22 protein-coding genes and 2 pseudogenes are annotated in these 25,933 nt (G+C 71.0%); 7 read left to right on the top strand and 17 right to left on the bottom strand.

Features of this window, described 5'->3' with window-relative positions; translation table 11 throughout:
• Positions 1-61: 61 nt before the first annotated feature.
• Positions 62-553, bottom strand: a complete 492-nt coding sequence (locus ABH923_RS08705) for a MarR family transcriptional regulator (protein WP_370054966.1) — start codon at positions 551-553, stop codon at positions 62-64.
• Between the two features lie 97 nt (positions 554-650).
• Here ABH923_RS08705 and ABH923_RS08700 point away from each other — a divergent pair, with 97 nt between their 5' ends.
• Positions 651-1,949 (top strand): serine/threonine-protein kinase, encoded by a 1,299-nt coding sequence (locus ABH923_RS08700; RefSeq protein WP_370054965.1) that lies wholly within the window; start codon positions 651-653, stop codon positions 1,947-1,949.
• A 10-nt stretch (positions 1,950-1,959) separates the two neighbouring features.
• Here ABH923_RS08700 and ABH923_RS08695 read toward each other — a convergent pair.
• Positions 1,960-3,269: pseudogene (locus ABH923_RS08695) on the bottom strand (UDP-glucose/GDP-mannose dehydrogenase family protein).
• A 588-nt stretch (positions 3,270-3,857) separates the two neighbouring features.
• On the opposite strand from ABH923_RS08695, the gene ABH923_RS08690 reads away from it, so the two are divergent.
• Positions 3,858-6,509: a LuxR C-terminal-related transcriptional regulator gene (locus ABH923_RS08690; protein WP_370054964.1), complete on the top strand. Its 2,652-nt coding sequence runs from the start codon at positions 3,858-3,860 to the stop codon at positions 6,507-6,509.
• Positions 6,510-6,525: 16 nt separating this feature from the next.
• Here ABH923_RS08690 and ABH923_RS08685 read toward each other — a convergent pair whose 3' ends face one another.
• From ABH923_RS08685 to ABH923_RS08675, 3 genes are read right to left on the bottom strand one after another with little or no spacing between them, the layout of a single operon-like run.
• Positions 6,526-7,026, bottom strand: a complete 501-nt coding sequence (locus tag ABH923_RS08685; protein ID WP_370054963.1) for a MarR family winged helix-turn-helix transcriptional regulator — start codon at positions 7,024-7,026, stop codon at positions 6,526-6,528.
• 7 nt (positions 7,027-7,033) lie between these two features.
• Positions 7,034-8,470 (bottom strand): argininosuccinate synthase, encoded by a 1,437-nt coding sequence (gene argG / locus ABH923_RS08680; protein WP_370054962.1) that lies wholly within the window; start codon positions 8,468-8,470, stop codon positions 7,034-7,036.
• 41 nt (positions 8,471-8,511) lie between these two features.
• Entirely contained in the window at positions 8,512-9,000 is a 489-nt protein-coding gene (locus ABH923_RS08675; protein ID WP_370054960.1) for a MarR family winged helix-turn-helix transcriptional regulator, read from the bottom strand.
• Between the two features lie 59 nt (positions 9,001-9,059).
• On the opposite strand from ABH923_RS08675, the gene ABH923_RS08670 reads away from it, so the two are divergent.
• Positions 9,060-9,677, top strand: coding sequence for an NAD(P)-dependent oxidoreductase (locus ABH923_RS08670; protein WP_370054959.1), 618 nt, complete (start codon positions 9,060-9,062; stop codon positions 9,675-9,677).
• 88 nt (positions 9,678-9,765) lie between these two features.
• Here the strand turns inward: ABH923_RS08670 and ABH923_RS08665 are convergent, their stop codons facing one another.
• Both ABH923_RS08665 and ABH923_RS08660 read right to left on the bottom strand, forming a co-directional pair.
• A complete protein-coding gene (locus ABH923_RS08665; protein ID WP_370054958.1) occupies positions 9,766-11,469 on the bottom strand; it encodes an amidase in 1,704 nt (567 codons plus the stop codon).
• On the bottom strand, positions 11,466-12,500 hold the full coding sequence (locus ABH923_RS08660; RefSeq protein WP_370054957.1) for an agmatine/peptidylarginine deiminase: 1,035 nt from the start codon (positions 12,498-12,500) through the stop codon (positions 11,466-11,468). Before ABH923_RS08660 ends, ABH923_RS08665 begins: the two co-directional genes overlap by 4 nt.
• 57 nt (positions 12,501-12,557) lie before the next feature.
• Here ABH923_RS08660 and ABH923_RS08655 point away from each other — a divergent pair, with 57 nt between their 5' ends.
• The 3 genes from ABH923_RS08655 to ABH923_RS08645 are packed head-to-tail and all read left to right on the top strand — an operon-like array spanning position 12,558 to position 13,993.
• Positions 12,558-13,166 (top strand): TetR/AcrR family transcriptional regulator, encoded by a 609-nt coding sequence (locus ABH923_RS08655; protein WP_370054956.1) that lies wholly within the window; start codon positions 12,558-12,560, stop codon positions 13,164-13,166.
• Between the two features lie 38 nt (positions 13,167-13,204).
• Entirely contained in the window at positions 13,205-13,474 is a 270-nt protein-coding gene (locus tag ABH923_RS08650) for a DUF1778 domain-containing protein (RefSeq protein ID WP_370054955.1), read from the top strand.
• A gap of 6 nt (positions 13,475-13,480) precedes the next feature.
• A complete protein-coding gene (locus tag ABH923_RS08645) occupies positions 13,481-13,993 on the top strand; it encodes a GNAT family N-acetyltransferase (RefSeq protein ID WP_370054954.1) in 513 nt (170 codons plus the stop codon).
• Positions 13,994-14,002: 9 nt separating this feature from the next.
• Here the strand turns inward: ABH923_RS08645 and ABH923_RS08640 are convergent.
• The 8 genes and pseudogenes from ABH923_RS08640 to ABH923_RS08605 all read right to left on the bottom strand — a co-directional run bounded on the left by ABH923_RS08640 (position 14,003) and on the right by ABH923_RS08605 (position 22,997).
• Positions 14,003-15,066, bottom strand: a pseudogene (locus ABH923_RS08640) (alpha/beta fold hydrolase).
• Complete coding sequence (locus ABH923_RS08635; RefSeq protein ID WP_370054952.1) at positions 15,063-15,974, bottom strand: alpha/beta hydrolase; 912 nt, start codon at positions 15,972-15,974, stop codon at positions 15,063-15,065. Before ABH923_RS08635 ends, ABH923_RS08640 begins: the two are co-directional and overlap by 4 nt.
• The gene (locus tag ABH923_RS08630; protein WP_370054951.1) at positions 15,971-16,717 is read right to left on the bottom strand and encodes a 3-hydroxybutyrate dehydrogenase; all 747 of its coding nucleotides are present in this window, start codon (positions 16,715-16,717) and stop codon (positions 15,971-15,973) included. Before ABH923_RS08630 ends, ABH923_RS08635 begins: the two co-directional genes overlap by 4 nt.
• Positions 16,718-16,815: 98 nt before the next feature.
• Positions 16,816-17,253, bottom strand: a complete 438-nt coding sequence (locus ABH923_RS08625; protein WP_370054950.1) for a VOC family protein — start codon at positions 17,251-17,253, stop codon at positions 16,816-16,818.
• A 121-nt stretch (positions 17,254-17,374) separates the two neighbouring features.
• Positions 17,375-19,696: a glycoside hydrolase family 3 N-terminal domain-containing protein gene (locus ABH923_RS08620; protein ID WP_370054949.1), complete on the bottom strand. Its 2,322-nt coding sequence runs from the start codon at positions 19,694-19,696 to the stop codon at positions 17,375-17,377.
• 60 nt (positions 19,697-19,756) lie between these two features.
• Complete coding sequence (locus ABH923_RS08615; RefSeq protein ID WP_370054947.1) at positions 19,757-20,626, bottom strand: carbohydrate ABC transporter permease; 870 nt, start codon at positions 20,624-20,626, stop codon at positions 19,757-19,759.
• Entirely contained in the window at positions 20,626-21,696 is a 1,071-nt protein-coding gene (locus ABH923_RS08610) for a carbohydrate ABC transporter permease (RefSeq protein WP_370054946.1), read from the bottom strand. The genes ABH923_RS08615 and ABH923_RS08610 overlap by 1 nt, the downstream gene beginning before the upstream one ends.
• 11 nt (positions 21,697-21,707) lie before the next feature.
• Positions 21,708-22,997, bottom strand: a complete 1,290-nt coding sequence (locus ABH923_RS08605) for an ABC transporter substrate-binding protein (RefSeq protein ID WP_370054945.1) — start codon at positions 22,995-22,997, stop codon at positions 21,708-21,710.
• A 236-nt stretch (positions 22,998-23,233) separates the two neighbouring features.
• On the opposite strand from ABH923_RS08605, the gene ABH923_RS08600 reads away from it, so the two are divergent.
• On the top strand, positions 23,234-24,232 hold the full coding sequence (locus ABH923_RS08600; RefSeq protein ID WP_370054944.1) for a LacI family DNA-binding transcriptional regulator: 999 nt from the start codon (positions 23,234-23,236) through the stop codon (positions 24,230-24,232).
• Positions 24,233-24,346: 114 nt separating this feature from the next.
• Here the strand turns inward: ABH923_RS08600 and ABH923_RS08595 are convergent, their stop codons facing one another.
• Entirely contained in the window at positions 24,347-25,165 is an 819-nt protein-coding gene (locus ABH923_RS08595) for a hypothetical protein (RefSeq protein WP_370054943.1), read from the bottom strand.
• Between the two features lie 102 nt (positions 25,166-25,267).
• Entirely contained in the window at positions 25,268-25,888 is a 621-nt protein-coding gene (locus ABH923_RS08590) for a TetR/AcrR family transcriptional regulator (protein ID WP_370054942.1), read from the bottom strand.
• Between the last annotated feature and the right edge of the window lie 45 nt (positions 25,889-25,933).

Below are 25,933 nucleotides of genomic sequence, written 5' to 3'. Positions count from 1 at the left end.
GTCCTTTCCTTGACGGGCTCCACGCAACAACTGTTTCGGTTGTCGAACAATCCCCTTGACGTCAGGGCCTTTCCGGCCTATTCGCGTGTCGCTCCGCAGCGATTCCGTCCACGGTCCGCCGCATCTTCGTGAGGAACCGGGTCACCGTGCGGGCTTCCTCCTCGCTCAGCTCGGCGGCCTCCGCCTCGATCTGCTCCTGGGCGATCTTCAGCGGGCCGGTGTCGCCGAACGCCGCGCGGGTCGGCACGAGGTCCACCGAGCGACGGTCGGCCTCGTTCGTGCGGCGCTCGATGTACCCGCCGCGCACGAGCCGGTCGATCAACGCCGTGGTGGAAGCGCTGGACACGCCCACGTAGGAGCTGACGTCCTTGGCGGAGGTGCGACGGCCCAACGCGGCGTTGTCGAGGATCAGGCGCAGTGCGAGGAAGTCGTTCTCACCGATCCCCATGGCCGCTCCGGTACGCCGCCGCATCGCGGTCTCCGCCGCGCGATAGACCTGGAGCGCATCGAGCACCCCGGTGTCAGGCGGGGGCTCCTCGGATCGTTCGGTCACTCTTGCCAGTCACGCCCTACCTCTGCGATCCCGCAACGGGAGGCCGCCCGATTTTCGGCGGATTCACGGCATGCCCGAGTGCGCGTATGCTCGGGCAGTGCTTCCCGACACGCTCCTCCTCGATCGCTACGAACTCCGCGATCGGCTCGGGCGCGGCGGGATGGGGACCGTGTACCGCGCGTTCGACCGCCAGCTGGAGCGCTTCGTCGCGGTCAAGGTGTTCGCCGCAGGGGAGGCCAGCGACGACGCCCGCCGGCGCGCGGAGGCAACGGCGCTCGCCCGGGTCTCGCACCCGAACCTCGTCACGCTGCTCGACGCGCACCTCTCGCCCGAGGGCGACCCGTCCCCGAGCTTCCTCGTCCTGGAGCTGGTCGACGGCGAAGACCTCCGCTCGCGGCTCGACCGCGGACCGGTGCCGCCCGAGGAGGCCGCGGCCATCACCGGAGGCATCGCGGAGGCGCTGGTCGTCGTCCACGGCGCCGGCATGATCCACCGCGACCTCAAGCCGGCGAACATCCTGCTCGGCGACTCCGGTGTGCCGGGTGGGATGCCGCACGCGAAGCTCGCCGATTTCGGGATCGCACACCTCCTCGGCACGGAACGCCTGACCACGGTGGGCACGATCATCGGCACCGCCGGGTACCTCAGCCCGGAGCAGGCGGACATCGCCGAGCCCGGGCCGGCGGCCGACATCTACGCGCTCGGCCTTGTGGCGCTGGAGGCCCTCACCGGGGTGACCGAGTACCCGGGGACCCCGCTGGAGGCCGTGACGGCGCGCCTCGCCCGCGACCCGCGCATCCCCGCGTCGCTGCCGGAGGACTGGCGCGGCCTGCTCGGCGCGATGACCGCTCGGGACCCGGGCCTCCGCCCGACGGCGCTCGAGGTGGCGGTCATGACCCGGGAGCTCGCCCCGCAGCTCGCCGGGTGGACGCTGCCCGTGGAGGACGTGCCGGGCGAGCTCGAGCCGACTGCCGCGATGCCTGTGGCCGAGCTGGGCGGAGGGGCACTGGTGGGCGCCACCGAGTCCTCGCCACGGCGGTCGGCCAGGGCCGGCGAGAGCGAGTCGCGGCGACGCCGGGTCCTCGTGGGCGCGATCGCGGGTGGAAGCGTTGCGATCGTGGCGCTGGCGCTGACCCTCGGCAGTGTGCTCGCCCCGGCGTTCACCGAGCCGACGCCGCCCGGGTCGGACAACTCCCCACGGCCGACTCCGACCGTCACGGGCCCGGCGCAGACCGTCGCACCCGTGGCGACGACGACCCCCCAGCCCGCCGCCCCGGCGCCCGCGCCGCCGGCCCCGGCCCCGAACCCGGGTACCGGCAACAGTGGGAACGGCAACGGCAACGGCAACGGGAACGGACACGGCAACGGCAACGGCCACGGAAAGGGCGGCGGCTGAGCGCAGCGCCCTAGCGTCGTCCGAGCCCGCGGTACTCCCACCCCGCGCCGATCCACACCTCCGGATCGAGCACGTTCCGCGCGTCGACGATGCGACGCCCGGAAACGAGCGCGGCGGTCCGCGCAGGGTCGAGCTCTGTGAAGTCGCGCCACTCGGTGAGCAGGATCACCAGCTCGGCGCCCGCCAGCGCCTCCTCCGCGGAGTCGACCGTCACGAGCTCCGGATCGCGGGCGCGGGCGTTGGCGGCCGCGTGCGGGTCCGCGGCCACGACCTCGGCTCCCGCCGCGCGCAGGGCGCACGCGACCTCGAGGGCGGGGGAGTCGCGGACATCGTCCGAGTCCGGCTTGAACGCCAGTCCCAGCACAGCGACGCGCCGGCCGGGGGTGGAGCCGAGCAGCTCCTCGGCCAGTTCCACGACGCGGGCGCGGCGGCGCAGATTGATCTTGTCCACCTCGTCGAGGAAAACCACCGACTCGGCGAGTCCGAGCTCGACGGCCCTGGCCTGGAACGCGCGGATGTCCTTCGGCAGGCAGCCGCCGCCGAAGCCGACGCCCGCGTTGAGGAAGCGGCGCCCGATCCGGGCGTCGTGACCGATCGCGTCCGCGAGCTGTGTGACGTCGGCGCCGGTGGCCTCCGCGATCTCGGCCATCGCGTTGATGAACGAGATCTTCGTGGCCAGGAACGCGTTGGCCGCGACCTTCACCAGCTCGGCGGTCGCCCAGTCGGTCACGATGAGCGGGGTGCCGTCGCTCAGCGGCTTCTCGTACACCTGCGCGAGCGCGGCGGCCGCAGCGTCGTCCCGAGCTCCGCCCGCCACCCCGAACACCAGCCGGTCCGGGGTCAGGGAGTCGGCGACCGCGTGCCCCTCCCGGAGGAACTCCGGATTCCAGGCGAGCGTCACGCGCGGGTCACCGCCGCCGATGGTCGCCCAGAGCCGCTCGACGGTGCCGACCGGGACCGTCGATTTGCCGACGACGATGTCGCCGTCCTTGCCGTGCGCGAGCACCTGCGCGAACGCGGCGTCCACGGAGGAGAGGTCCGCGCCGGCGGCCCCGAGAGCTGCGGCGTGCCGACGGCGATGAAGTGGAGGTCCGCCGAGCTCAGCGCGGCGGCGTCGGTGCTGAACCGGAGCCGCCCGCTGCGCAGCCCGGACAGCAGGAGCTCCTGCAGCCCCGGCTCGAAGAACGGCGCCTCGCCCCGGGAGAGCTGCGCGACTTTCCGCGCGTCGACGTCGACGCCGACGACGTCGTGACCGAGATCGGCCATCGCGGCCGCGTGGACCGCCCCGAGGTAGCCGCAACCGACAACGGAAAGTCTCACCAGGTCGTACTCCTTGCTGGGCCGGCGCGGCTGCGTTCGTGCGGCCGGTGCGGGCGCCGCTCGATGTCAGGGGACGGCACCCGCACCTCATTCGCCGCCGGAGGGGTTGGGCAGCGGGCCTGCGCGCCTTTCCCGGATGGACGTCGCGCTGTCTGAAATTCTGTGCGTTACGTCAAATCTTGGCAAGCCCGGAAGATGGATTTCACCTGTTCGCTTGGCAAATCTCACCCTCGTTCAGCGTCCCCCGATCCGCGTCACCCCGGGAATCGAGCGGGTGAAAATGACACACGCGGCGTGTGGTCTCTATAATGTTACCTAAAGATGTCAGGTGAATCATGAGATGAAGGGACTGATGACGTGCGTGCGATACTCCGCGATCTGGCCTTCCGCTCAGCGGTATTCGACATGAAGGCGCTGCCAGCATCGCCTATGTGCTCCGCCGGGGCGCACACCGGGGACAGAGGGGGTTTCATGACGATCTCGGGGGGAACCGATGGGCACGACGAAGGTGAATTCGAACACGCCGCGCATCACGATCCGACAGGCAACCGGCTCGCTCTCAATCACACCGAGCCAAAGGAGTCAGGTATGACGATCACGACCACATCCGACGCGTCGCTCGTGGACGGCCGCCTCGAGGGCGAGCCGCCACGGCTGCCGCGGCTCTCGCGCTACACCGTCGATCGGCCGGCGCTGGCCGCCCGCCTCGACCGCGCGCTGCGGGAGCAGGCCACGGTGGTGCGCGCTCCGGCCGGCTACGGCAAGACGTCCCTCGTCCGCAAGTGGCTCGAGGGCTCCGGCGGCGCGGCGCGGGCCGCGGCCGGCTGGATCGACCTCGAGCTCCTGACCGGTGAGGTCAGGGGCTTCTGGGACGCCGTCCGCACCGAGTTCGACCCCCACGGGGCGGACGACCGGTGGGACACCGACCCGGTCGCCGCGGCGCAGGACACAATCGCGGGGTATCCCGGCACCGTCGTTCTCGTCCTCGACGGATACACCCGGCGCTGGGACGGTCTGCTGTCGTCCGAGCTCGTCCAGACGCTGCGCCGGACTCCGAACCTGCACCTGATGGTGCTCACGCGGTGCCTGACCTCCTTCGAGGCTCCGGGCCTGGCGGCCGTCCTCGACCTGGTGGTCGTGCAGAACGACGACCTGGCCTTCGACCGGGCGGAGCTCGACGAGGTGGTGCGCGTGCTCGGCCTCGACGTCGAGCGGCGCATCCTCGACCACGTGCTCCGGCAGAGCCGCGGCTGGCCACTGGCCGCCCGCGCGATGGTCCGGATCTTCGACGACCCGCGCTCCGCGCTCGCCGAGCCCGTCGCCGTGCGTGCGCTCGAAGACATCGGCGCGACGGTGGTCTCCGAGCTGCTGGCCGCTGCCCCGGTCGGCGACGACGGCCGTCTCGGCCTCCAGCGCGCGGCCGTCGCCCCCTACCTGTCGCCGCACATCGTCGAGCGCATCGGCGCCGACGAGGCGGAGCGCGACGTCCTCGGCGACGCAGAGGCCGCCGGCCTCGGCATCTGGACGTACGCGCGCGGACAGGGTCGCCTGGTCTACGAGCTGCTCGACCCGGTGCGCGTGGCGCTGCGCTCGCAGCTCGACGCGACGGCGCCGGGCGAGGGCGAGCGACTCGCCGGCGAGCTCCTCGACGTGCTGGAGGCGAACGGGGACTCCCTCGCCGCGCTCCGTCAGGCGCTGCGGGCGAACGACCTCGCCGCTGCCGAGACGATCATCGCCCGCAACTGGACCTCCTCGTTCACGGACGACGCCATGGACTACCTGGAGGTCCTCGGCGGGGTGGAGCTCGCCGCGATCCGGTCCTCGGCCATCCTCCTGACGGTCACCGGACTGCTCCGCGAGATCGCCGGGCGGGACGCGGCGGGCGCGCTCGACTACTATCAGGCCGCCGCGGAGCCGCAGGCCTTTCGCGGCAGACGGCTGGAACCGGTGCGGGGGTACTGGACGGACCTCGCGAGCATGATCGCCCTCCGCAAGGTCGGGCGGCTCGCAAACGCCGAGGACTTCCTCGGCCCGCTCTCGACACCGGACCCCGGCGTCTCCGTCCCGCCGATCGCATGGCTCGAGATGGGCCTCACGCAGCTCCGTCTCGGCCGGGAGCTGGAGGCCGTGACCTCGTTCGAGCGCGCCGCGATCAGCGTCTCGGACGACCCGGACCTGTACGTCTTCGCGTCAGGGGCCGCGGCGCTGGCGCACGCCCTGCACGGCGAGCTGGACCGGGCGAAGGCGGTCGCCGATCGCCTCGACTCGCACCGCTACGACGACCGGCCGCTCGGGCCGCGGGCGTTCGCGCCGCTGGCGATCGCGCGGCAGCTCATCGCGACCGAGCTGCACGCGCTCGCCGACGGCGACGCAGTTGCGGGCGAGGTCTCGTCGTGGCCGCCCAGCCCGGCCGTCGACGTCGGCGAGCTGCACAGCTACTCCGCCTACGCGGCCGCCGTGCGCGCGCTCGCGGCGGGGGAGCTGGAGGAGGCCCAGCAGGTCATCGACGGCGAGCTTCTCAGCAAGGGCACGCACACGCCGAGCAACACCGAGAGCGCCCGCTTCGTCGCCCTGAGCGCCGACCTGCTCATGTCGCAGGGCAATCTGGTCGCCGCGCAGAAGCTCATCAAGGCCTTCCCGGACGGCACGAACGCGCTGCGCCCGGTGGCGGCGCGACTGCTGCTGATGTTCCGCGAGTACCGGAGCGCTCAGCTCCTGGCGGAGACGGTGCTGGCGGAGAGCCCAGGACCGCGGACCCGAGTGGAGATGCTGCTCGTCCAGTCGGAGGCGCTGTACCGGCTGAAGAGCGCGCGGGCGGCGACGATCCGGCTGAACGCGCGACAGCTCGCGGAGGCGAACGGCCTCCTCACACCGTTCGTCCTGACGATCGAGGGTCAGGTGGCGCCGCTGACCTCGGCCGCCGCCGCGGGCTGCGAGGACGTCGACGCGGCCCTGTCGCGGATCAAGCCGCTGTTCTCGGAGACGGCGATGGCCGCGCAGCTCACCCAGCGGGAGCGGATCGTGCTCGACCGGCTGCAGTCCACAGCCAGCCTCGAGTACATCGCCCGCTCGCTGGTCGTCTCGATCAACACGGTGAAGACGCAGACCCGCAGCATCTACCGCAAGCTCGGCGCCAACTCCCGCGAGGAGGCTGTGCGGGTGGCATACGACCTGGGGTTGCTGCGCCCACGCCTGCCGATCGGTCGGAACCGCTACGAGGGCGACGACCGGATCGCCTGACCGGGCGGGCGATGCGTCAGCGCTGCTGACGCGCGGGGGCCGCGCTGACGATCTGGATCAGCGCGGCCCTCAGCGCGTCCGGGTCGTCGACCGTCGGGAAGACCTCGTCCTCCAGGCCGCGCACCGCCTCGAAGGCGGCGTGACCGCGCTCGGTGATGGACACGATGTGCCTGCGCCGGTCGGCGGGGTCGGGGAGCCGGATGACCAGGCCCTCGCGCTCCAGCCGGTCGACCGTGCGGGACATGGTCTGCGCCTCCACCTGCGCGAAGCGGGCGAGGTCGGTCTGCGAGTCGAAGCCGAGCTCCAGGAAATGGAGAGCGATCAGGCCGGCGTGGGTCAGGCCGCGGGCCTCCAGTGCCTCGTACCAGGCGCGCTCGACGGCGCGGGAGGCGGCGCCGAGCAGGCGACCGAGCGGCCACTTGTCCGGCTCGTGCTCGCCCTGCTCGTGGTTGCGTGGCTCGTGGTTGCGCGCCTGGTCGACCCGACCGGGTCCGCCTGGCGTCGCCTCCTCCGACATCGTGGCCTCAGTCGGTCCCGGAGTCGAACGCGGCGCCCTCGGAGGACGCATCGATCTCGCGTGACATCGCGTCGTCAGGCCCGCTGACGTCGAGCTCCAGGATCGAGCGGGCGCTGCCCTCCTCCAGCTCGCCGACGAGCTCGCCGGTCGGGCCGCCGATGAGCCCGGAGGCCGCGTACTGCTCGAGGCGCGAGCGCGAGTCGGCGATGTCGAGGTTGCGCATGGTGAGCTGGCCGATGCGGTCGGACGGGCCGAAGGCGGCGTTGCCGACGCGCTCCATCGAGAGCTTGTCGGGGTGGTAGCTGAGCGACGGGCCCGTCGTGTCGAGGATCGTGTAGTCGTCGCCGCGGCGCAGGCGCAGGGTCACTTCGCCGGTGATCGCCGAGCCCACCCAGCGCTGCAGGGACTCCCGCAGCATGAGCGACTGCGGGTCGAGCCAGCGGCCCTCGTACATGAGGCGGCCGAGGCGGCGGCCCTCGTTGTGGTAGTTGGCGACGGTGTCCTCGTTGTGGATCGCGTTGAGCAGGCGCTCGTAGGCGATGTAGAGGAGCGCCATGCCGGGCGCCTCGTAGATGCCGCGGCTCTTGGCCTCGATGATGCGGTTCTCGATCTGGTCGGACGCGCCGAGCCCGTGGCGGCCGCCGATCGCGTTGGCCTCCAGCACGAGCGCAACCGGGTCGGCGAACTCCACGCCGTTGAGCGCGACAGGGCGGCCCGCCTCGAAGCGGACGGTCACGGTCTCGGGGGCGACCTCCACGTCTTCGCGCCAGGCGGCGACGCCCATGATCGGGTCGACGATGTCGAGCCCGGCGTTCAGCTCCTCCAGGCGCTTGGCCTCGTGGGTGGCGCCCCAGATGTTGGCGTCGGTGGAGTAAGCCTTCTCCGTGGCGTCGCGGTACGGGAAGCCGCGGGCGACGAGCCACTCGCTCATTTCTTTGCGGCCGCCGAGCTCCTCCACGAACGCGGCGTCCAGCCACGGCTTGTAGATGCGCAGGCGGGGGTTGGCGATGAGGCCGTAGCGGTAGAACCGCTCGATGTCGTTGCCCTTGTAGGTGGAGCCGTCGCCCCAGATCTCGACGTCGTCGTCCATCATGGCGCGCACCAGCATGACGCCGGTGACCGCGCGGCCGAGCGGCGTGGTGTTGAAGTAGGTCTTGCCGCCGGAGCGGATGTGGAAGGCGCCGCACTGCAGCGCGATCAGGCCCTCCTCGACCAGCGCGCGCTTGGCGTCGACCAGCCGGGCCACCTCCGCGCCGTACTCCTTCGCGCGGCCGGGCACCTCGTCGATGTTCGGCTCGTCGTACTGACCGATGTCCGCCGTGTAGGAGCAGGGGATCGCACCCTTCTCGCGCATCCAGGCGACCGCGCAGGAGGTGTCGAGACCCCCCGAGAACGCGATGCCGACTCGCTCACCGACCGGAAGACTGCTCAAGACTTTGGACACGGGTTCAAGCTTAGTGCGGGGGCCGGGGGACGATTCCCTGCTCAATGCCCTTCGCTCAGGCCGGGATGCACCCCGGCCGTGTACCCGGCTGCGGCCACCAGGCGGGTGAGCGTCGCCACCAGGCCGGCGCGCTCCTCCGCGTTGAGCGCGCCGAGCATCGTGTCCTCCAGCTCGTCGGCGATGCGGTCGCCCTCGGCGAGGACGTCGCGGGCCGCAGGAGTGAGGTGGATGGCGTAGGCGCGGCGATCGTCCGGGTGCCGGCGGCGCTCGACCAGGCCGCGGGACTCGAGGTCGTCGATCAGGCCGACCATCGAGTTGCGGTGCAGGCCGAGCGCGGTGGCCAGCTCCTGCTGGGTGCGGCCCTCCTGCCGGGCGAGCTGCGCCAGCACTCCGAAGCGGTTGGGGGTGATGCCGAGCGGTGCCAGCGCTGCGGTGAAGCGCTGGGCGCTCTGGAGGCCGAGCTGCGAGAGGAGGAAGCTCGCGCGGGTCTCGAGCGCGGTGTACTCGCGTCGGTCTTCTGGTGCCGGCATCCCGACATCGTACCAATCAGTGATTGCACATAATTGTGATTATCACTTAGCATGCCGATATGAAGCTCACCATCTTCGGCGCCAGCGGGCGCACCGGCGCCGAGCTCGTCCGGCAGGCGCTCGAACGCGGCGATGACATCACGGTCGTCGTGCGGCGGCCCGCGTCGTTCGCCCCCGGCGTCACTGTGCGCGTCGTGCCCGACTTCGCCGACACCGCCGCGCTGCGGGAGGCGATCGACGACGCAGATGCGGTGCTCTCCGCCATCGGCCCGAGGTCGAACACGGACGCGCACGTCGCGGCTCCCGCCACGCGCGCGATCCTGGCCGCCCACCCGGGGCGCATCGTCGTCATCAGCGCCGCGCCGGTCGCCCCGCCTCCACCCGACGACAGCTTCATCAGCCGACGGATCGCCCTCCCGATCGTGGAGCGCGCGCTGCGGCCGGTCTACGAGGATCTGCGCGAGATGGAGGCGGCGCTCGCCGCGTCCGACAGCGTCTGGACGGCGTTCCGGCCGCCGCGACTCACCAACGGGAAGGCGACGGGCCGCTACCGGACCCGCGTCGGTGCGAGCGTGCCGCGCAGCTTCCTGCTGTCGCGGGCCGACCTCGCGACCGCGATGCTCGACTCCCTCACCCGCCCCGACACCGAGCGCGCCGCCGTCGGCGTCGCCGGCTGAGCCGTGCCGCGCACGATTCGTGCCGAATGTCGCGTTTGGTGGCGTTGAAGGCGACATTCGGCACGAATCGCGGCCGATGCGCGCGGGGTCAGGGAAGCCGGGGCGTGCGCGGGGGCTCGGTGCGGCGGTGGCTGGTGGCCTCGAACGCCGTCGCAAGCGCCAGCAGCGCCGCGTCGTCGTAGGCGCGGCCCGCGAAGGTCAGGCCGACCGGCATCCCGGTGTCCTCCATCGTCCCCATCGGGACTGTGACCGTGGGGATGCCGAGGTGCCGCGGCACGAGGTTGCCGTTGGCGACCCAGACGCCGTTGCGCCAGCCGAGGTCGGCGGACGCCGGGTTCACGTCCATGTCGGCCGGTGCGACGTCGGCGACCGCGGGGAAGACGACGACGTCGACGCCCAGGCCGGCCATCCACTCCTCGAGGTCGACGCGGCGGGTCTCCTCCAGGCCGCGGAGGCCGTCCGCCAGCTCCGGGATGCCCTCCAATGTCGTGCCGGGATGCTCGCGCACCCAGGCCGGATACTCGGCGATATCATCGTCGAAGCCGGTGTAGCGGTCCGGCAGCGCGCCCTCCGGCTGCGGGAAGATCCGGTCGCCGTCGACGTCGGCCAGCGTGTTCAGCGCGGGGTCGCCGTTGGCGGCGAGGAAGTCGTCCCAGCCCCAGGCCGAGAGGTCGATGATCTCGCGGCGCAGGTAGGCGGGCGAGACGAAGCCGCGGGTGGCGATGGTCTTCGCGCCCGGCCGGTCGCCCTCGTACTCGGACACCACGGGGAAGTCGGTCTCGACCACTTCGGCGCCGGCGGCCTCCAGGTCGCGGCGGGCGGCCTCCCACAGCGCGATCACCGAGTCGCGGGTGCGGATGCGCTGCCCGGTCGGGCCGCCGATGCCGACGTGCTCGCCGGTGCCGGCCTCCTCGTCCGCGTTGATGTACATGCGCGGGACGGCGATGCGGCGGCCGGCCAGGCTCGCGTCCCCGGCCAGTGCCGGATACGACGCGGGCCGCAGCTCGGACGCCGGCGGGATGGGCACCCACGGCTGCGCGCGCCAGAAGTCGCCACGGGTCTCGGTGTCGTCGGCGACGATGACGTCCAGGACCTCCAGGAGGTCGGCCATCGTGCGCGTGTGCGGCACGACGACGTCCATCGTCGGCACCAGCGGCCAGTTGCCGCGCACCGAGATGACGCCGCGCGACGGGGTGTAGGCGCACAGTGCGTTGTTGGAGGCGGGGGCCCGGCCGGAGGACCAGGTCTCCTCCCCGAGCCCGAACGCGGCGAAGCTGGCGGCCGTTGCGGTGCCGGAGCCGTTGGACGAGCCGGAGCCGAACGCTGCGGTGAGGAAGTCGCCGTTGTACGGGCTCTCGGCGCGGCCGTAGACGCCGCGCTGCATCCCGCCGTTCGCCATCGGCGGCATGTTGGTGAGGCCGAGCAGAATCGCCCCGCCCGCGCGCAGCCGCTCGATCGTGAAGGCGTCGCGCTGGGCGACCAGGTGCTCGAACGCCGGGGAGCCGGCCGCGGCGGTGAGGCCGCGGGCCAGGTAACTGTCCTTGGCGGTGTACGGGATGCCGTCCAGCGGGCCGAGCGTCTCGCCGCGGGCGCGGCGCTCGTCGGCGGCGCGGGCCTCCTCGCGGGCGTCGGGGTTGCGGACGATCACGGCGTTCAGGCGCGGGCCGGCGGTGTCGTAGGCGTCGATACGGGCGAGGTAGGCGTCGACCAGCTCGGCGCTGGTGGTCTCGCCGGACTCCAGGGCGCGGCGGAGGTCGGCGATGGTGGCCTCCACGACGTCGAAGCGGCTCATGCCTGCACCGCCGGCTGCTGCTGCGTGATGCAGTGGATGCCGCCGCCGCGGGCGAAGATCGGGCGCGAGTCCACCATGCTGACCCGGCGACCGGGGTACGCGGCCTCCAGGATCTCGGTCGCCTCCGCGTCCGCCGCCTCCTCGCCGAAGCCGCACGCGATCACGCCGCCGTTGACGACGAGGTGGTTCACGTAGCTCCAGTCCACGAAGCCCTCCTCGTCGCGGATGGTGGCGGGGGCAGGCAGGTCCACGATGTCCCACGAGCGTCCGGCGGCGTCGGTCGTGCCGGCGAGGAACGCGCGCAGCTCGCGCGAGACCTCGAAGTCGGGGTGCTCCGGGTTGCGCTGCACGTGCAGGAGCAGTCGGCCGGGTGACGGGATGGTCGCGACGATGTCCACGTGGCCGTTGGTGCCGAAGTCGTCGTAGTCGCGGGTGAGGCCGCGGGGGAGCCAGACGGCGTGCGTCGCGCCGATCGTGCGGGCGAGCTCGGCCTCCACCCGTGCCTTATCGGCGTACTTGTTGCGGCGCGGGTCGAGCTGGACGGTCTCGGTGAGCAGCACCGTGCCGTCGCCGTCGACATGGATGCCGCCGCCCTCGTTCACGAGCACGGAGCTGACCAGCTCGGCGCCGGTGCGCTCGGCGACGAAGCGGGCGATCTCCGCGGACTTGCGCCACTCGGACCAGGCGGGGTCGCCCCAGCCGTTGAAGGTCCAGTCGACGGCGCCGAGCACGCCGGGGCGCTCGTCGTCCACCACGAAGGTCGGGCCGAAGTCGCGCATCCAGAACTCGTCGAGCGGTGCCTCCACCTGCTCGATGTGCGAGCCGAGCATGCGGGCGGCGCGCTCGCGCTCGGAGGGGTCGACCACCATCGTGACCGGCTCGAACTCGGCGACGGCGTGGGCGACCGCGGTCCAGGCGGCGTAGGCCTCCTCAGCGGAGGCGGCGTCGTCGCCGAGGGTGATGCCGGCGCGCGGGAAAGCCATCCAGGTGCGCTCGTGCGGTGCGGTCTCGGCGGGCATGCGCCAGGTCATGTGAACCTCCGGGCTCTATTGATCGGATGATCAATAGATACCTATACTGGACCCACGATGTCAAGAGCAGCCCGCAAACCGCCCGCCGAGCGCCGCGCAGAACTGGCCGCCTCCGCCCGCGCCGTCGCCCTGGACGAGGGCCTCGCCGCAGTGACGCTGCGCGCCGTCGCCGCTCGCGCCGGGGTGACGCCTGCGCTGGTCGCGCACTACCACGAGTCGATGGACGGCCTGGTGGCCGAGACGTTCACGAGCATCGTCGGAGCGGAGATCGCGGAGCTGCGCACTCTGCTCGCGGCCGCCCCGTCGGCCGCCGCCGGGCTCGCGACGCTGCTGCGCACCCTCCTCGACGGCACGCGTGACGACGTCACGGTGGTGTGGGTGGAGGCCTGGGCGCTCGGCCGTCGCAACACGGTGCTCGGGGCGGCGGTGCGCGACCAGATGGACGCCTGGAGCGACGTCATCGAGGGCGTGATCGTGGACGGCGTCGCGGCGGGGTCCTTCCGGGTGGAGGAGCCGCGCGCGGTCGCCTGGCAGCTGCTCGGCATGCTCGACGGACTCAATGCGCAGGCGCTGGTCCGCTGGGGAGGCGCGGCCGACCGGGGGTCGCTGCTCGCCCACGCGGTGGAGGGGATGCTGGGGGTGGAGCGCGGGGTGCTGGTGCGGTGACGGTTGCGTGTACGGTGATTTGCCGTACACTTGAGGACATGCCGACCAAAGACCGACGAATCGAAGTGCGGGTGACCAGCGCGCAGCGGGAGCTGATCGAGCGTGCCGCGGTCCTGGAGGGACGCACCGTCTCCGACTTCACCTCCGCCACGCTCACCACGCGTGCGGAAGAGGTGATCCGCCACGAGCGCGAGCTGCGCGTCGAGGAGGAGACCTTCGCGGCGTTCGCAGCGGCACTCGACGCACCGGCCCAGAACGTCGAGGGGCTCGCCGAGCTGTTCCGTCGCCGTTCGGTGTTCATCGACTGACGCGGCATGGCTCTGTACCACCGGCCTCGTCCCATCACAGCGGGGGACATCGCCTCTGAGTTCGACTGCGGCGTCGAGGTCCTCGACCGTTGGCTGAAGGGGTGGGCGCGCCACAACGACGCGGCGGGAGGCGCCCGCAGTTACGTCTCCGTCACGGATGACACGAGCCACGTCGCCGGTTACTACTGCCTCTCGGCGAGCTCGATCGCGCGAGTCGACGCGCCGGGCTCGCTGGCGCGGAACATGCCCGATCCGATCCCGGTCGCCCTGCTCGGGCGGCTCGCCGTCGATCGCAGACATGCGGGCGTCGGACTCGGAGCGTCGCTGCTGCAGGACGCCGTGCTGCGCGCGATCCAGGCATCCGAGACGCTGGGCATCCGCGCCCTCGTAGTGGATGCCATCGACGATGCGGTCGTCCCGTTCTACGAGCGGTTCGGCTTCCGTCGGTTTCCGGGAACGCGGCGCATTCTCTTTCTGAAGATCTCGGACGCGCTGAAGACCGCCGCCGACCTCAGCTGACCGATGCCATCAGCTGACCCAGGCCGTCAGCTCTGCCAGGAACTCCTCCGGCTTCTCGATGTGGGGCGAGTGGCCGCAGTCCTCGAACACCACCTCCCGGGTCACCCCGCCCTCCGCCTGGTAGCTCTCCAGCACCGCTCGGATCTGTTTCAGCATCGGCTGCGGCGGCGCGACCTCGTCGCCGGGCCAGCCTGGGATGACGCCCGCGGCGCCGAGCTGGTTGAGGTCGAAGAAGGAGGCGTCGTTGACGATCGCGTCGAGGGCGCCGTGGATCCAGAGGATCGGCGGCTTGACCGGGAGGTCGATGATGTCGGTGGTGTCGAAGTAGGTCGGCGCCATCGTGTTGAGGACGCCGTGCGGGCCGGGGGCGAAGCCCGGCCACTCGTCGGTGGCGGTCGCGTCGCCCGGGTAGTTGTCGGCACCGGTGGCCGTCGTGAGCATCGAGGCGACCCAGAGGTCCTCGTACTCGGTGGTGAAGCCCGGGGCGACGTAGGCCGAGCGGTAGACGGCGCGCGCGGCGACGTCGGCGACTCCTCGCCGGTGTCGTGCGCGGCGAGCCGCTCCACGAAGTCCGGGTTCGCCCCGCCGCCGCCGGTGCCGGAGGCGTCGGAGTTGAGGAGGCTGCCGTCGAGCGCGGTGCCGCCGAAACCGTACGGGGAGACCGTGGACACCAGGGTGAGGCTGCGGACCAGGTCGGGGCGGTCGAGCAGCAGTTGCATCACCACGCCGCCGCCCATACTCCAGCCGACCAGGTGCACCGGGCCGCTGTCGAGCGAGTCGAGGACGGCTGCGACGTCCTCCGAGAAGTCGCCGACCCCGCGGGTCGCGTCGACGGGGAGCGTCTCGCTGTCCCCGAAGCCGCGGAGGTCGATCGCGAGCGCGCGTGTGCCCTCCGGGATCGACAGCATCAGCGGCTGCCAGAACAGCGACGACGAGACGTTGCCGTGCACGAACACGATCGTCCGGGTGGCGTCGGCTGCGACCGTGGGGTCCGTCGTGCGCGCCAGGACGTTGGCCCTGTAGCGGGAGGTCGGGATGCTGCGGGCGACGATGCCGGGGAGCAGGGTTGTCACATGGTCTCCTTCGGGTGAGGGCGGGGTGAGGGGTCGGAGTGGTAGTGCGGGTGAGCGGGGTACGCGCCGGGCAGGTGCGGGGTGAGCTGCCGTACGCCGGCCTCCGTCATCACGATCGTGTAGTGGTTCACGTCGTCGGCCTCGAACGCCTCGAACCAGGGCAGCCTGGCGCGCCACTCCGCCGGCTCCTCGGCGAGGTAGAGCGGGTCGGTGTTCAGCAGTCCGCGGGGCGCGCGGATGAACGCGATCGGCAAGGTCAGCCCGGCGAGGGCCTCCTCGTAGCCGCCGCTGCCGTCCATCTCGGTCGCGTTGACCGACATGGCCTCCTCGGACACGCTCGACCGCAGCTCGGGCGGCGCGCCCACGAGGTCGTAGCGCGCATACTCCTCCACCGCGTCGCTCCACCAGGGACCGAGCGCGGGATGCCGGCGCCAGAACGCGAGGTAGTCGTCCTCGCTCGCGAACGTCATCCGCAGCCGGTCGCGCGCGGGCCCGAGGTCGGCCGTGCGCGGGACGGGGAGGCCGCCGTCGATCAGCACCAGCCGCTCCACCCGGTCGGGGTGCCGCTCCGCGAGCCACACGGCGACGAACGCGCCCATCGAGTGGCCGGCGACGACCGCGCGCTCGACACCGAGGCCGTCGAGCATCCGCGCGACGTCGTCGGCGTGGTCCGCCATGCCGTACGGCCCGGGAAGCCCGCCGCTGCGGCCGCGCCCACGCAGGTCGGGGGCGATCAGCCGGACCCGGGGGAGGGCGGCGGCGATCACGGCCCACGAGACGTGGTTGGCGGTGATCCCGTGGATGCCGACCAGCGGCAGCCCGCCGGCGTCGGCGTGCCACTGGCCGCCCGCCAGCTCGCCGCCGTCCACCGCGACGCGGAACGGCGTCGCCGGCGTGAACGCGGTCATTTCGCGCTCCAGCCGCCGTCGATCGTGTAGCTCGCGCCGGTGACCATCCGCGACCCCTCCCCGGCCAGCCAGAGCGCGAGTCCGGCGACCTCCTCCGGCTCCACCAGGCTCTTGATCGCGGGCTCGGTGAGCATGATCTTCTCCACCACCTCGTCCTCCGGGATGCCGTGCAGTCGCGCCTGGTCGGCGATCTGCTTCTCGACCAAGGGCGTCCGCACGTAGCTCGGCTCGATGCAGTTGGAGGTCACACCGTGCGCGGCCCCCTCCAATGCGGTCACCTTGGAGAGGCCCTCCAGGCCGTGCTTGGCGGCGACGTAGGCCGATTTGAACTCGGAGGCGCGGAGGCCGTGCACGCTGGAGATGTTGATGACGCGGCCGAAGCCCCGCTGGTACATCCGGGGCAGCGCGGCGCGGATGAGGAGGAAGGGCGCCTCCAGCATGACCCGCAGGATGAGCGCGAAGCTCTCCGGCTCGAACTCGGGGATCGGGCGGACGTGCTGGAGGCCGGCGTTGTTGACGAGGATGTCGGTGTCGAGCCGGAGGTCGCCGAGCGCCGCGGTGTCCGAGAGGTCGACCTCCCACGCCTCACCGCCCAGCCGGTCGGCCGTCGCGCGGGCGGCGTCGCCGTTCACGTCCGCGACGGTGACGTGCGCGCCCGCCGCGGCGAACGCCTCCGCGCACGCCAGGCCGATGCCGCTCGCGCCTCCGGTGATGAGCGCCCTGCGCCCCGAGAGGTCCGCCATCGTCGCTTCCTTCCCCGGGCGCGCCACGCCCTCATTCGGCACCCTACCCGCGGCCTGCAGCCGGGTGGAAGGATCCCTCGGCGGGAGGTGGACCGGCGTCAGCTCGCGATGAAGGAGGTGACGTCGGTGCCGTCGGAGAGGATCGGCGAGATCATCCCGAAGACGTTGCCCTCCGGGTCGCGCAGATAGGCGACGCGGCCGATCGAGGGCATGTCGTCGGGAGGCAGCGCCTCCGTGCCGCCGAGGTCCAGCCCGCGCCGGTAGAGCTCGTCCACGTTCCCGTCGATCCCGACCACGATGTTCGCGCCGGAGATCGGTGCGTCGAGGGCGGGCGCGGGTCCCATGCGCTGGGTGAGGCCGCCGTTGATCCCGTTGCCGGCCGCGCCCATCCCGATCGCCCCCTCGCCGGTGTCGATCGCCCAGTACGGCATCTCGCCGAACCGGGTGAACGTCCAGCCGAGCAGTCCGGTGTAGTAGTCCATCAGGCGTTGCGGCTCGACGGCGTGGATTTCGAAATGGACGACGAGATTGGACATGGTGGGCCTCCCGGCGCCGAGCATAGTTCTCCCGAACCCCGAAGGGCACGTTGTTGTCACTTTCCGGGTCCGGAAGTGACAACAACGTGCCCCTCGATGGATGGTGCGGGGGTTCCGTGGGTCAGGCGGTAGGGGCGGCGACGGAGGCGGGTGTGGTGACGGCAGTGCGGACGAGGCGGGCGTCGACCGGGGTGACGGCGTGCTTGGGGCCGGTGAGGACGATTCCCGTCTCGGTCTCGCGCTCCGCGCACGACGGGCCCACCCAGAGCTCGACGTCGCCGGGCTCGACGATGCGGATGCCGTCGAGGCCGGTGAACGCCAGCCGTGCAGTCGGCACCTGGAAGGTCACCTCGGCCTCCTCGCCCGGCTCCAGGGTCACCCGGGCGTACCCGAGCAGCTGCGCCACCGGGCGCGTCACGCTCGCGAACACGTCGCGTGCGTAGAGCTGCACCAGGTCGCTGCCCGCGCGCTCGCCGCTGTTGCGGACCGTCACGCGTACCTCGAACTCGCCGCCGGCCGCCACGGCCGCGTCAGCCTCCAGCCCCGTGCGCTCGAAGGTCGTGTAGCCGAGTCCGTGACCGAACGGGAGTATCGGCGTGCTGTCGGCGCTCGTCACGTCCGAGGGGCCGCCGAGCAGCGGGTGCAGGTACGAGAACGGCTGCGCGCCGGCCGACCGCGGCAGCGACACCGGGAGGTGGCCGCTGGGGGAGACGCGGCCGGAGAGCACGGCGGCGATCGCGCGGCTGCCCTCCTCGCCGGGGAAGAAGGCCTGCAGCACAGCGGCAGGTGCGTCCGGTCCGGAGATCGCCCAGTCGATCGCGTACGGGCGGCCGGACAGCACGATCACGACGGTCGGCGTGCCGGTGCGCACGACGGCCTCCACCAGTTCGCGCTGCACGCCGGGGAGCTCCAGGCTCTCGACATCGTTGCCCTCGCCGACCGTGCCGCGGCCGAACAGGCCCGCGCGGTCGCCGACGACGACGACAGCCACGTCCGCGTCGGCCGCGGCGGACACCGCGGTGACGATGCCGGAGCGGTCGCCGCCCTCCACGTCGCAGCCGCGGGCGTGCACCAGCTCGGCGGCCGGGAACTCCTCGCGCAGCGCCTCCAGGACCGAGGGGAGCTCGAAGCCGAGCGGGACCTCCGGGTGGTGGGCGAGCACGTGGTTGGCGAACGAGTAGCAGCCCATCAGCGCCTCGGCGGCGTCGGAGTTCGGGCCGACGACCGCGATCCGGGCGGCGGCGCGGTCGCCCTCGAGTGGGAGGGCGCCGTCGTTGGTCAGCAGCACCAGCGACTCCTCGGCCAGTCGCAGCGCGAGCGCGCGGTGCTCGGGGGAGTCCAGGTCGACGGAGGCCGGCGGCTCCTCGAAGGTCTCGTCCAGCAGGCCGAGCTCCTCCTTCTGCGCGAGCAGGCGCAGCACGGCCCGGTCGACCAGCGCCTCGTCGGTGAGCCCGGCGCGGATGCGCTCGGCCAGCGGCGCGAGGAACGCGTCGCCGGTCGGCAGCTCGACGTCGATGCCGGCGGTCAGGGCCAGCTCGGCCGCCTCGCCGCGGTCGGCCGCGACGCGGTGCATCGTGTGCAGGAACGCCACGGCGAAGTAGTCGGCGACGACGGTCCCGTCGAAGCCCCAGTCCTCCCGGAGCACGCCGGTGAGGTAGTCCGGGTTCGCCGCGACGGGCACGCCGTCGATCTCCGCGTACGAGTTCATCACCGAGCGCACGCCGCCGTCGCGGATCGCCATCTCGAACGGAGGCAGCAGCACATCCCGGATCTCGCGCGTGCCGGCGTGCACCGGCGCGTGGTTGCGGCCGGCCTGCGATGCCGAGTAGCCGACGAAGTGCTTGAGCGTGGCGTGCACGCCCGACGACTGGAGGCCGCGCACGTACGCGGTTCCGATCGTCCCGACGACGTACGGGTCCTCGGCGATGCACTCGTCCACCCGGCCCCAGCGCGGGTCGCGGATGACGTCGAGCACCGGCGCGAGGCCCTGGTGGATGCCGAGCTCGCGCATCGAGGCGCCGATCGCGGCTCCCATCTCCTCCACCAGCTCCGGGTCGAAGGCGGCGCCCCACGCGAGCGGGGTCGGGAAGGTCGCGGCCTTCCACGCCGCCAGCCCGGTCAGGCACTCCTCGTGCACGAGTGCGGGGATGCCGAGGCGGGTCTGCTCGCGCAGCCTGCGCTGCTCCGACCACAGCCAGGAGGCGCGCTCCACGGGGTCGACGGGCCGCGTGCCGTAGACGCGGGTGAGGTGGCCGATGCCCTGTGCGGTGGCGTCGTCGTAGCTCTGGCCGGTGGTCATCTCCCCGTCGAGCGGAGCGACGTTGTCGTCGCCCTTGTCGACCCAGTAGCCGACGATCTGCGCGAGCTTCTCGTCGAGGGTCATCCGGGCGTGCAGGTCACGCACGCGTTCGGAGACGGTGGGGAGGGTGTCTGTCGTTGTCATGCTTCTTTCCTGCATACGGGTCGTACGGGAACGTGTCGGGAACGCGAGCGGGTGCCGGGCTCAGCCCTTGACCGCACCGGTGAGGCCGCCGACGATGCGGCGCTCGAACAGGCTGAAGAAGATCAGCGCGGGGATCATCGACAGCGAGGTGAAGGCCAGCACCTTGGAGGTGTCGGTGGCGTACTGCGACGAGAACGCCTGCACACCGAGCGGCAGGGTGAACGTCGCCTGGTCGTTGAGGATGAACAGCGGCAGCAGGTAGCTGTTCCAGCTGGCGATGAAGGCGAGGATGCCGACCGTGATCACGCCAGGGAGCGAGAGCCGCAGCACCATCCGGAAGAAGAAGCCGATCCGGCTGCAGCCGTCGATGAACGCGGCCTCCTGGATCTCGTCCGGGATCGCACGCAGGAACGGCACCAGGATGATGATGGTCGTCGGCAGCGCGAACGCGATCTGCGGGATGATGACGCCGGCGAGCGAGTTCATCAGGCCGAGGTTGCGCACCACGATGTAGAGCGGCGTGATCGCGACGGTGATCGGGAACATCAGTCCGGCGGCGAACAGCGCGTACAGGAACCCGCTGCCGCGGAAGGTGTAACGGGCGAGCACGTAGCTGGCCGCCAGGCCGAGCCCGACCGCACCGATGGTCGTGACCAGGGCGGTGACCGTCGAGTTGAGGACCTGGCCCCAGAAGACGCCGCCGGTCAGCACGTCCAGGTAGTTCGCCGGGTTCCACGGGTTCGGGAAGCCGGCCGGGTCGACGGTGATCTGCGAGTTCGTCCGGAAGCCGCCGATGATGATGTACGCGATCGGCACGATCATCAGCGCGATCACGATCAGCGCCACGAAGTAGACGGCCGGCGAGCCCCAGGGGAGGCCCTTGCGCTCGGCGCGGCGCGCGGCGCGGGAGGAGATGGTGAGGGCGGTCATCACGCCGTCCTTTCTTTCGCGGCCGCGTCACGGCGGCCCTTCGCGCGCCCGGGCTTCTTCGCCGTGGTCACGGCGCCCGCAGTGTCGCGGCGGAGGACGAAGCGCTGGTAGATCAGGGCGACGATCAGGGAGATGAGGAAGATCACGACCGCGACGGCGTTGCCGTAGCCGTAGTTGCCGGCGTTGCGGCCGTTCGCGACCATGTAGGTCGCCATCGTGGACGTGCCCGCCGTGGAGGCCACGTACTGGCCCCAGATGATGTACACGAGGTCGAACAGCTGGAGGGCGCCGATGATGGAGAGGAAAGCCCAGATCCGCAGCGTCGGAGCGAGCAGCGGCAGGGTGATCCTGCGCTGGATCTGCCAGTACGACGCCCCGTCGAGCGCCGCGGCCTCGTAGAGCTCCTCCGGGATGCCCTGCAGGCCGGCGAGGAAGAGGATGACGGCGAAGCCGACGTACTTCCAGGTCAGGATGCCGATCAGGGTCCAGATGGCGATGTTCGGGTCCGACAGCCAGTCGTGGGCCAAGGAGCCGAGGCCGACGTTGTGCAGGAAGCCGTTGAGCGCGCCGTTGGTGGCCAGCATCAGGCTCCAGCCGGTGCCGACCACGACCTCCGAGATGACGTACGGCACGAAGATCAGCACGCGGATGATCGACTGGCCCTTCATCTTCCTGTTGAGGAGGAGGGCGAGCAGGATGGCGATCGGGCCCTGGATGACGATGGACGCGACCACGATGAACGCGTTGTGCCCGAGGGCCGCCAGGAAGGCCGGGTCGGTCAGGATGACGGCGTAGTTCTGGAGGCCGACGAAGTCGGTGGGAGGGCCGTAGCCGGCCCAGCGGAAGAAGCCGTAGTAGGCGGCCATCACGACCGGGAAGATCACGAAGGCCAGGAAGACGATGACGGCGGGGCCGGCGAGGAGGGCGATCTCGGCGCGGAGGCCCCAGCTCGCGCCGCGGCGGCGGCGCGGCTGCGACGGGAGCGACGCGGTGGCGCCGCTCCCGTCGTGCTGCGCGAGATCCGCCGTCGACACGCGCTCGGTCGAGGTTGACTCGCGGGTGTTGCTCACGGTGAGGCCTCTCAGCCCTTCTTCGCGGCGTCGTTCGCGGCCTGGATCAGACCCTTGGCGTCGGTCTTGCCGGCGAGCATGTCGACCACGGCCACGTTCAGCGCGTTGCCGATGTTCTGGCCGAGGACGGTGTCGAGCCACTGCGAGACGTACGGGGCCTTGTTGTAGGCGGCGAGGACGTCCTTCAGGTAGGGCTCGGTGACCTCCTTCTGCGCGTCGGTGTTGACCGGCGGCGAGTTGAACGCCTTGTAATAGGCGATCTGCTGCGGGGTCGTCGCGATGAAGTTGAGGAAGTCGGCGCACTGCTTCGGCGCCTTCACCGAGCAGGAGTAGCCGTCGACGCCACCCATGATCGAGCCGGGCTCACCCTTGCCCGCGCTGGAGAGCTCGGGGAAGGGGTAGAAGCCGAGGTCGGCCAGCGGCTTCTGGTCGGGGGTGAGGGAGGCGATCACGCCCGGGTCCCACGCGCCCATGAGCTCCATCGCGGCCTTGTGGTTGGCGACCAGACCGGCGGAGGAGCCGGCGCCCTGCTGGGCGGAGGTTGTCAGGAAGCCGTCGTTGAACGGCTTCTGGCCGGCGAAGTTCTGGAGGTCCTGAGCGGCCTTCAGCCAGCAGCCGTCCGAGAAGCTCTTCGAGTCGGCGGTCTTCTCCATCGTGGTGCCGGAGCACTCGCGGAGCGCGAACCAGTAGAACCAGTGCGCGGCGGGCCAGGCGTCCTTGGCGCCGAGGGCGATCGGGGCGACGCCCGTCGCCTTCAGCTTCTGGACGTCGGCGCTGAGGTCGTCGATGGTCTTGGGAGCCCCGTCGATCCCCGCCGCCTTGAAGAGGTCCTGGCTGTAGAAGAGCCCGCCCGGGAGCACCGAGAGGGGCATGGCGTAGACCTTGTTCTGGTAGGTCTCGGCCTTGAACGAGCCGGAGGAGATGACCTTCTTGGTGTCGGAGGAGACCTTGTCGGTGAGGTCCATGACCTGCCCCGCCTGCACCATCGCGGCCATCTTGCCGCCGCCGCGCTGCAGGAAGATGTCGGGGGCGTCACCGGAGTTGAGCGCCGTCTGGAGCTTGCCGTCGAGGTCCTCGTTCTGGATCGACTGCATCTTGATGGTGACGTTCGGGTTGGCCTTCTCGAACGCGGCGATCGCGTCGGTCCAGTACTGCTGGCCGGGACCGGTCGTCGAGTTCTGCCAGAGCGTCATGCTGACTTTGCTGCTGCTGGAGGTGTCCGAGGCGCCGCTGCACGCGGTCAGCGCGAGCGATCCGGCGGCCAGGACTGCAGCTCCGATGAGGAGCTTCTTGGCTTTCATGTGATTCCAACCTGTTCTCTTCGTTGAGCGGCATCCACGGATTCGCGATGCCAGGTGACGGGGGTCCGTGCCGGGGCGTCCGGTCGGGCGAAGCCTCTCGCCTGGGGCCGGAGCTGGGACTCGTCGGTCCGGGAGGCTGACCGGACCACGTCAGTGTCGCAAGGGCCCTGAAGAGGTGTCAAACGTTTTCGAAATCCTTTTCGAAATCCTTTTCGAGATTGCTATGCTGCTCGGTCATGGGACGACGTCCAACCATCAACGACGTGGCGGAAGCGGCCGGAGTGTCCGCTGCGACCGTGTCGAAAGCGGTCAACGGCCGCTACGGCGTCGCCTCGCACACCGCCGAGCGCGTGCTCCGGGTCGTGGAGGAGCTCGGCTACGAGTCGAGCCTGGTCGCGTCGAGCATGCGCTCGCGGCAGACCGGCGTGATCGGCGTGCTCGTGGCCGACTTCGAGCCCTTCAGCGCGGAGGTGCTGAAGGGCGTCGGGGCGGCGCTCGCGGACTCCCATTACGACCTCCTCGCCTACAGCGGATCGCGGCACGGCGCCTCGGAGGGCTGGGAACGGCGCTCGCTCAGCCGGCTGAGCGGCACGCTCATCGACGGCGTCATCATGGTGACGCCGACCGTGGTCAACGCGAACGCGGACGTCCCGATCGTGGCCGTCGACCCGCACACCGGCCGCGCCGACCTCCCGACCGTGGAGTCGGACAGCTTCGGCGGCGCGCGCAGTGCCGTGGACTTCCTGATCGGGCTCGGCCACCGCCGCATCGGCTTCGTCGCCGGCCGGCCGGACCTGCGCTCGGCGGCCGCGCGCGACGCGGGCTACCGTCGAGCGCTCGCGGAGGCCGGCATCCCGTTCGACCCGACGATCGTCGGGCTCGGCAACTACGAGCAGGAGAGCGCACGGGAGGCGGCCCGCCGCCTGCTCGCCGCGCCCGAGCGGCCCAGCGCGATCTTCGCCGCCAACGACCTGTCCGCGATCATGGTCATCGAAGTGGCCCACGAGCTCGGGCTGGAGGTGCCGCGCGACCTGTCGGTGGTCGGCTTCGACGACATCCCGGAGGCGTCGCGGTACTCCACCCCGCTGACGACGATTCGCCAGCCGATGGGACGGCTCGGGGCTGCGGCCGCCGAGCTGGTGGTGGCGCTGATGGCCGGCGAGGAGCCGGACCCGACCCACATCCGCCTGCCGACCCGCCTCATCCGCCGCGCCAGCACCGCCCCACCCGCCTAACCCTCTCTCCTCCCTTCGCCGAAGGGCACGTAAACGCCCCTAGAACCGCGTTTTAGGGGCGTGCAGAGCGTTCCTAGCTATGTTGCTTATGAGCGCGCCTGCGGCGCGCCCCTCCTACGACTCGTTCTCGGTCGAGGGAAGGGGCTTATTCGACGCGCGCTGGCGGTTTAGCGGCAGGCCATATCCATGGCGACTCAGGTATCTCACCGGGTTCAGGAATTCCTTGACTACACTCTCGAGCGGGTCATCGACTGTCCCATCGGAGACGGCGATCAGGTGGTCGAACGCCTCGACGAGATCGGAAATGACAGCTGGCTGAACCACCGCTCTGCCGGTCTGTCGATCGATCTTGGCCACGGCTTCCCGCGTCTCGCGCTGCATCCGAGCGAGGTCCTCAACGGTCGTAACGAGTTCCGCGACACTTCGGTCAATCGCGCTACCAGTCGACAAGCTACTCACATCGAGCGCCGTCGAGATCGGGCTGTCAACATTTCCGCCCTCCAGCGCGTCCTGCAGCTGGGTGGCGATTGCTTTCCGGCAGTCGTCCGCATCAGCCAGATCGGTGTGACTGAAGAAGATCGTGCGCATTTGCGAAATATCAAAGGGCAGGTCAGTGCCCCTTTCAGCGATGAGAACTATGGGTAGCTTCGCTGTGTGTCGCACAGCCATCTCGTAGAAGACGTTGGGGTTTAGGCCAGTCAGATCAGCTACCACCGCGCGCGCAGAGAGCACGTGCTCGATGACCTGAAGGTTGATCTGACCGGGGCTCGAAATCTTGTCAGCCCGAATTGCGGTCAGCCCGACTTCTTCCGCTGCCCTGCTGACGATGTAGTTCAGCACGCCGTCCGAACGTTTACGGACATCACTGCCTTCCTCGCCAATCGGTGCAATGAAGAAGCATTCCGATTCGAACCCGTTCGGCGAGTCAGCCATGAGTGTCCCCGTCCCTCTAACCTGAAAGTCGATCAGATGCTACCGACCGCAGGATAGAGCGAGCAAAGTCGTGCGCTTTGCGAGTAGCGCCGTTAGGGGCGTTTACGTGCCCCTCGGCGAGTGGAGGGTCGTGGGGGCGCCGAAGGCGGTGGCGGCGGCGCGCATGGCGGCCTCGGCGCTCGCGACGGTGATCAGGCTGTTGCCCGCGACGATGTGGAGGCCGTAGGCGTCCTCCAGGGCGACCAGGTTCATGGCCAGCGTCTCGACGGGGAGCGCCGGCGCGAACACGCCCGCCGCGGCGCCGCGCTCCAGGATGCCGGTGTAGGTCGCGAGCTGGCGCAGGTACATGCGCTCGACCAGTTCGTCGTGCAGTGTGGAGGTGCCGGCGAGCACGTCGAACTCGTAGAGCAGGCGCATGAGGGCGTCGTCCGGGCCGCTCGGCAGGCCCTCCCGGATGGCGGCGGCGAGCTGGAGCTGTGGCTCGGGGATGCCCGCGACCACCGCGTCCCTGTGGTCGCAGAACCGTTCGAGGCCGGCGCGGTGGGCCTCCACCAGGAGCTGGTCGAGGTCCTCGTAGTAGTAGAGGATCGCGCCGCGGGTGAGCCCGGCCTTCGCCGCGACGTCGGCCAGCGAGAGCGAGCGGAGGCCGCGTTCGCCGACTGCGCTGAGCGCCGCCTCGATGAGGTCGGCGCGACGCTCATCCTGCTTCTTCGGCCGGGCCATGAGTCGACCCTACCGGCGCGCGGCGGACGGGATCGCTTGACACCT

The organism is Leifsonia sp. EB41, assembly GCF_041262565.1.
Classification (GTDB): Bacteria; Actinomycetota; Actinomycetes; order Actinomycetales; family Microbacteriaceae; genus Leifsonia.
This window is presented reverse-complemented; position numbering and strand designations above follow the sequence as displayed.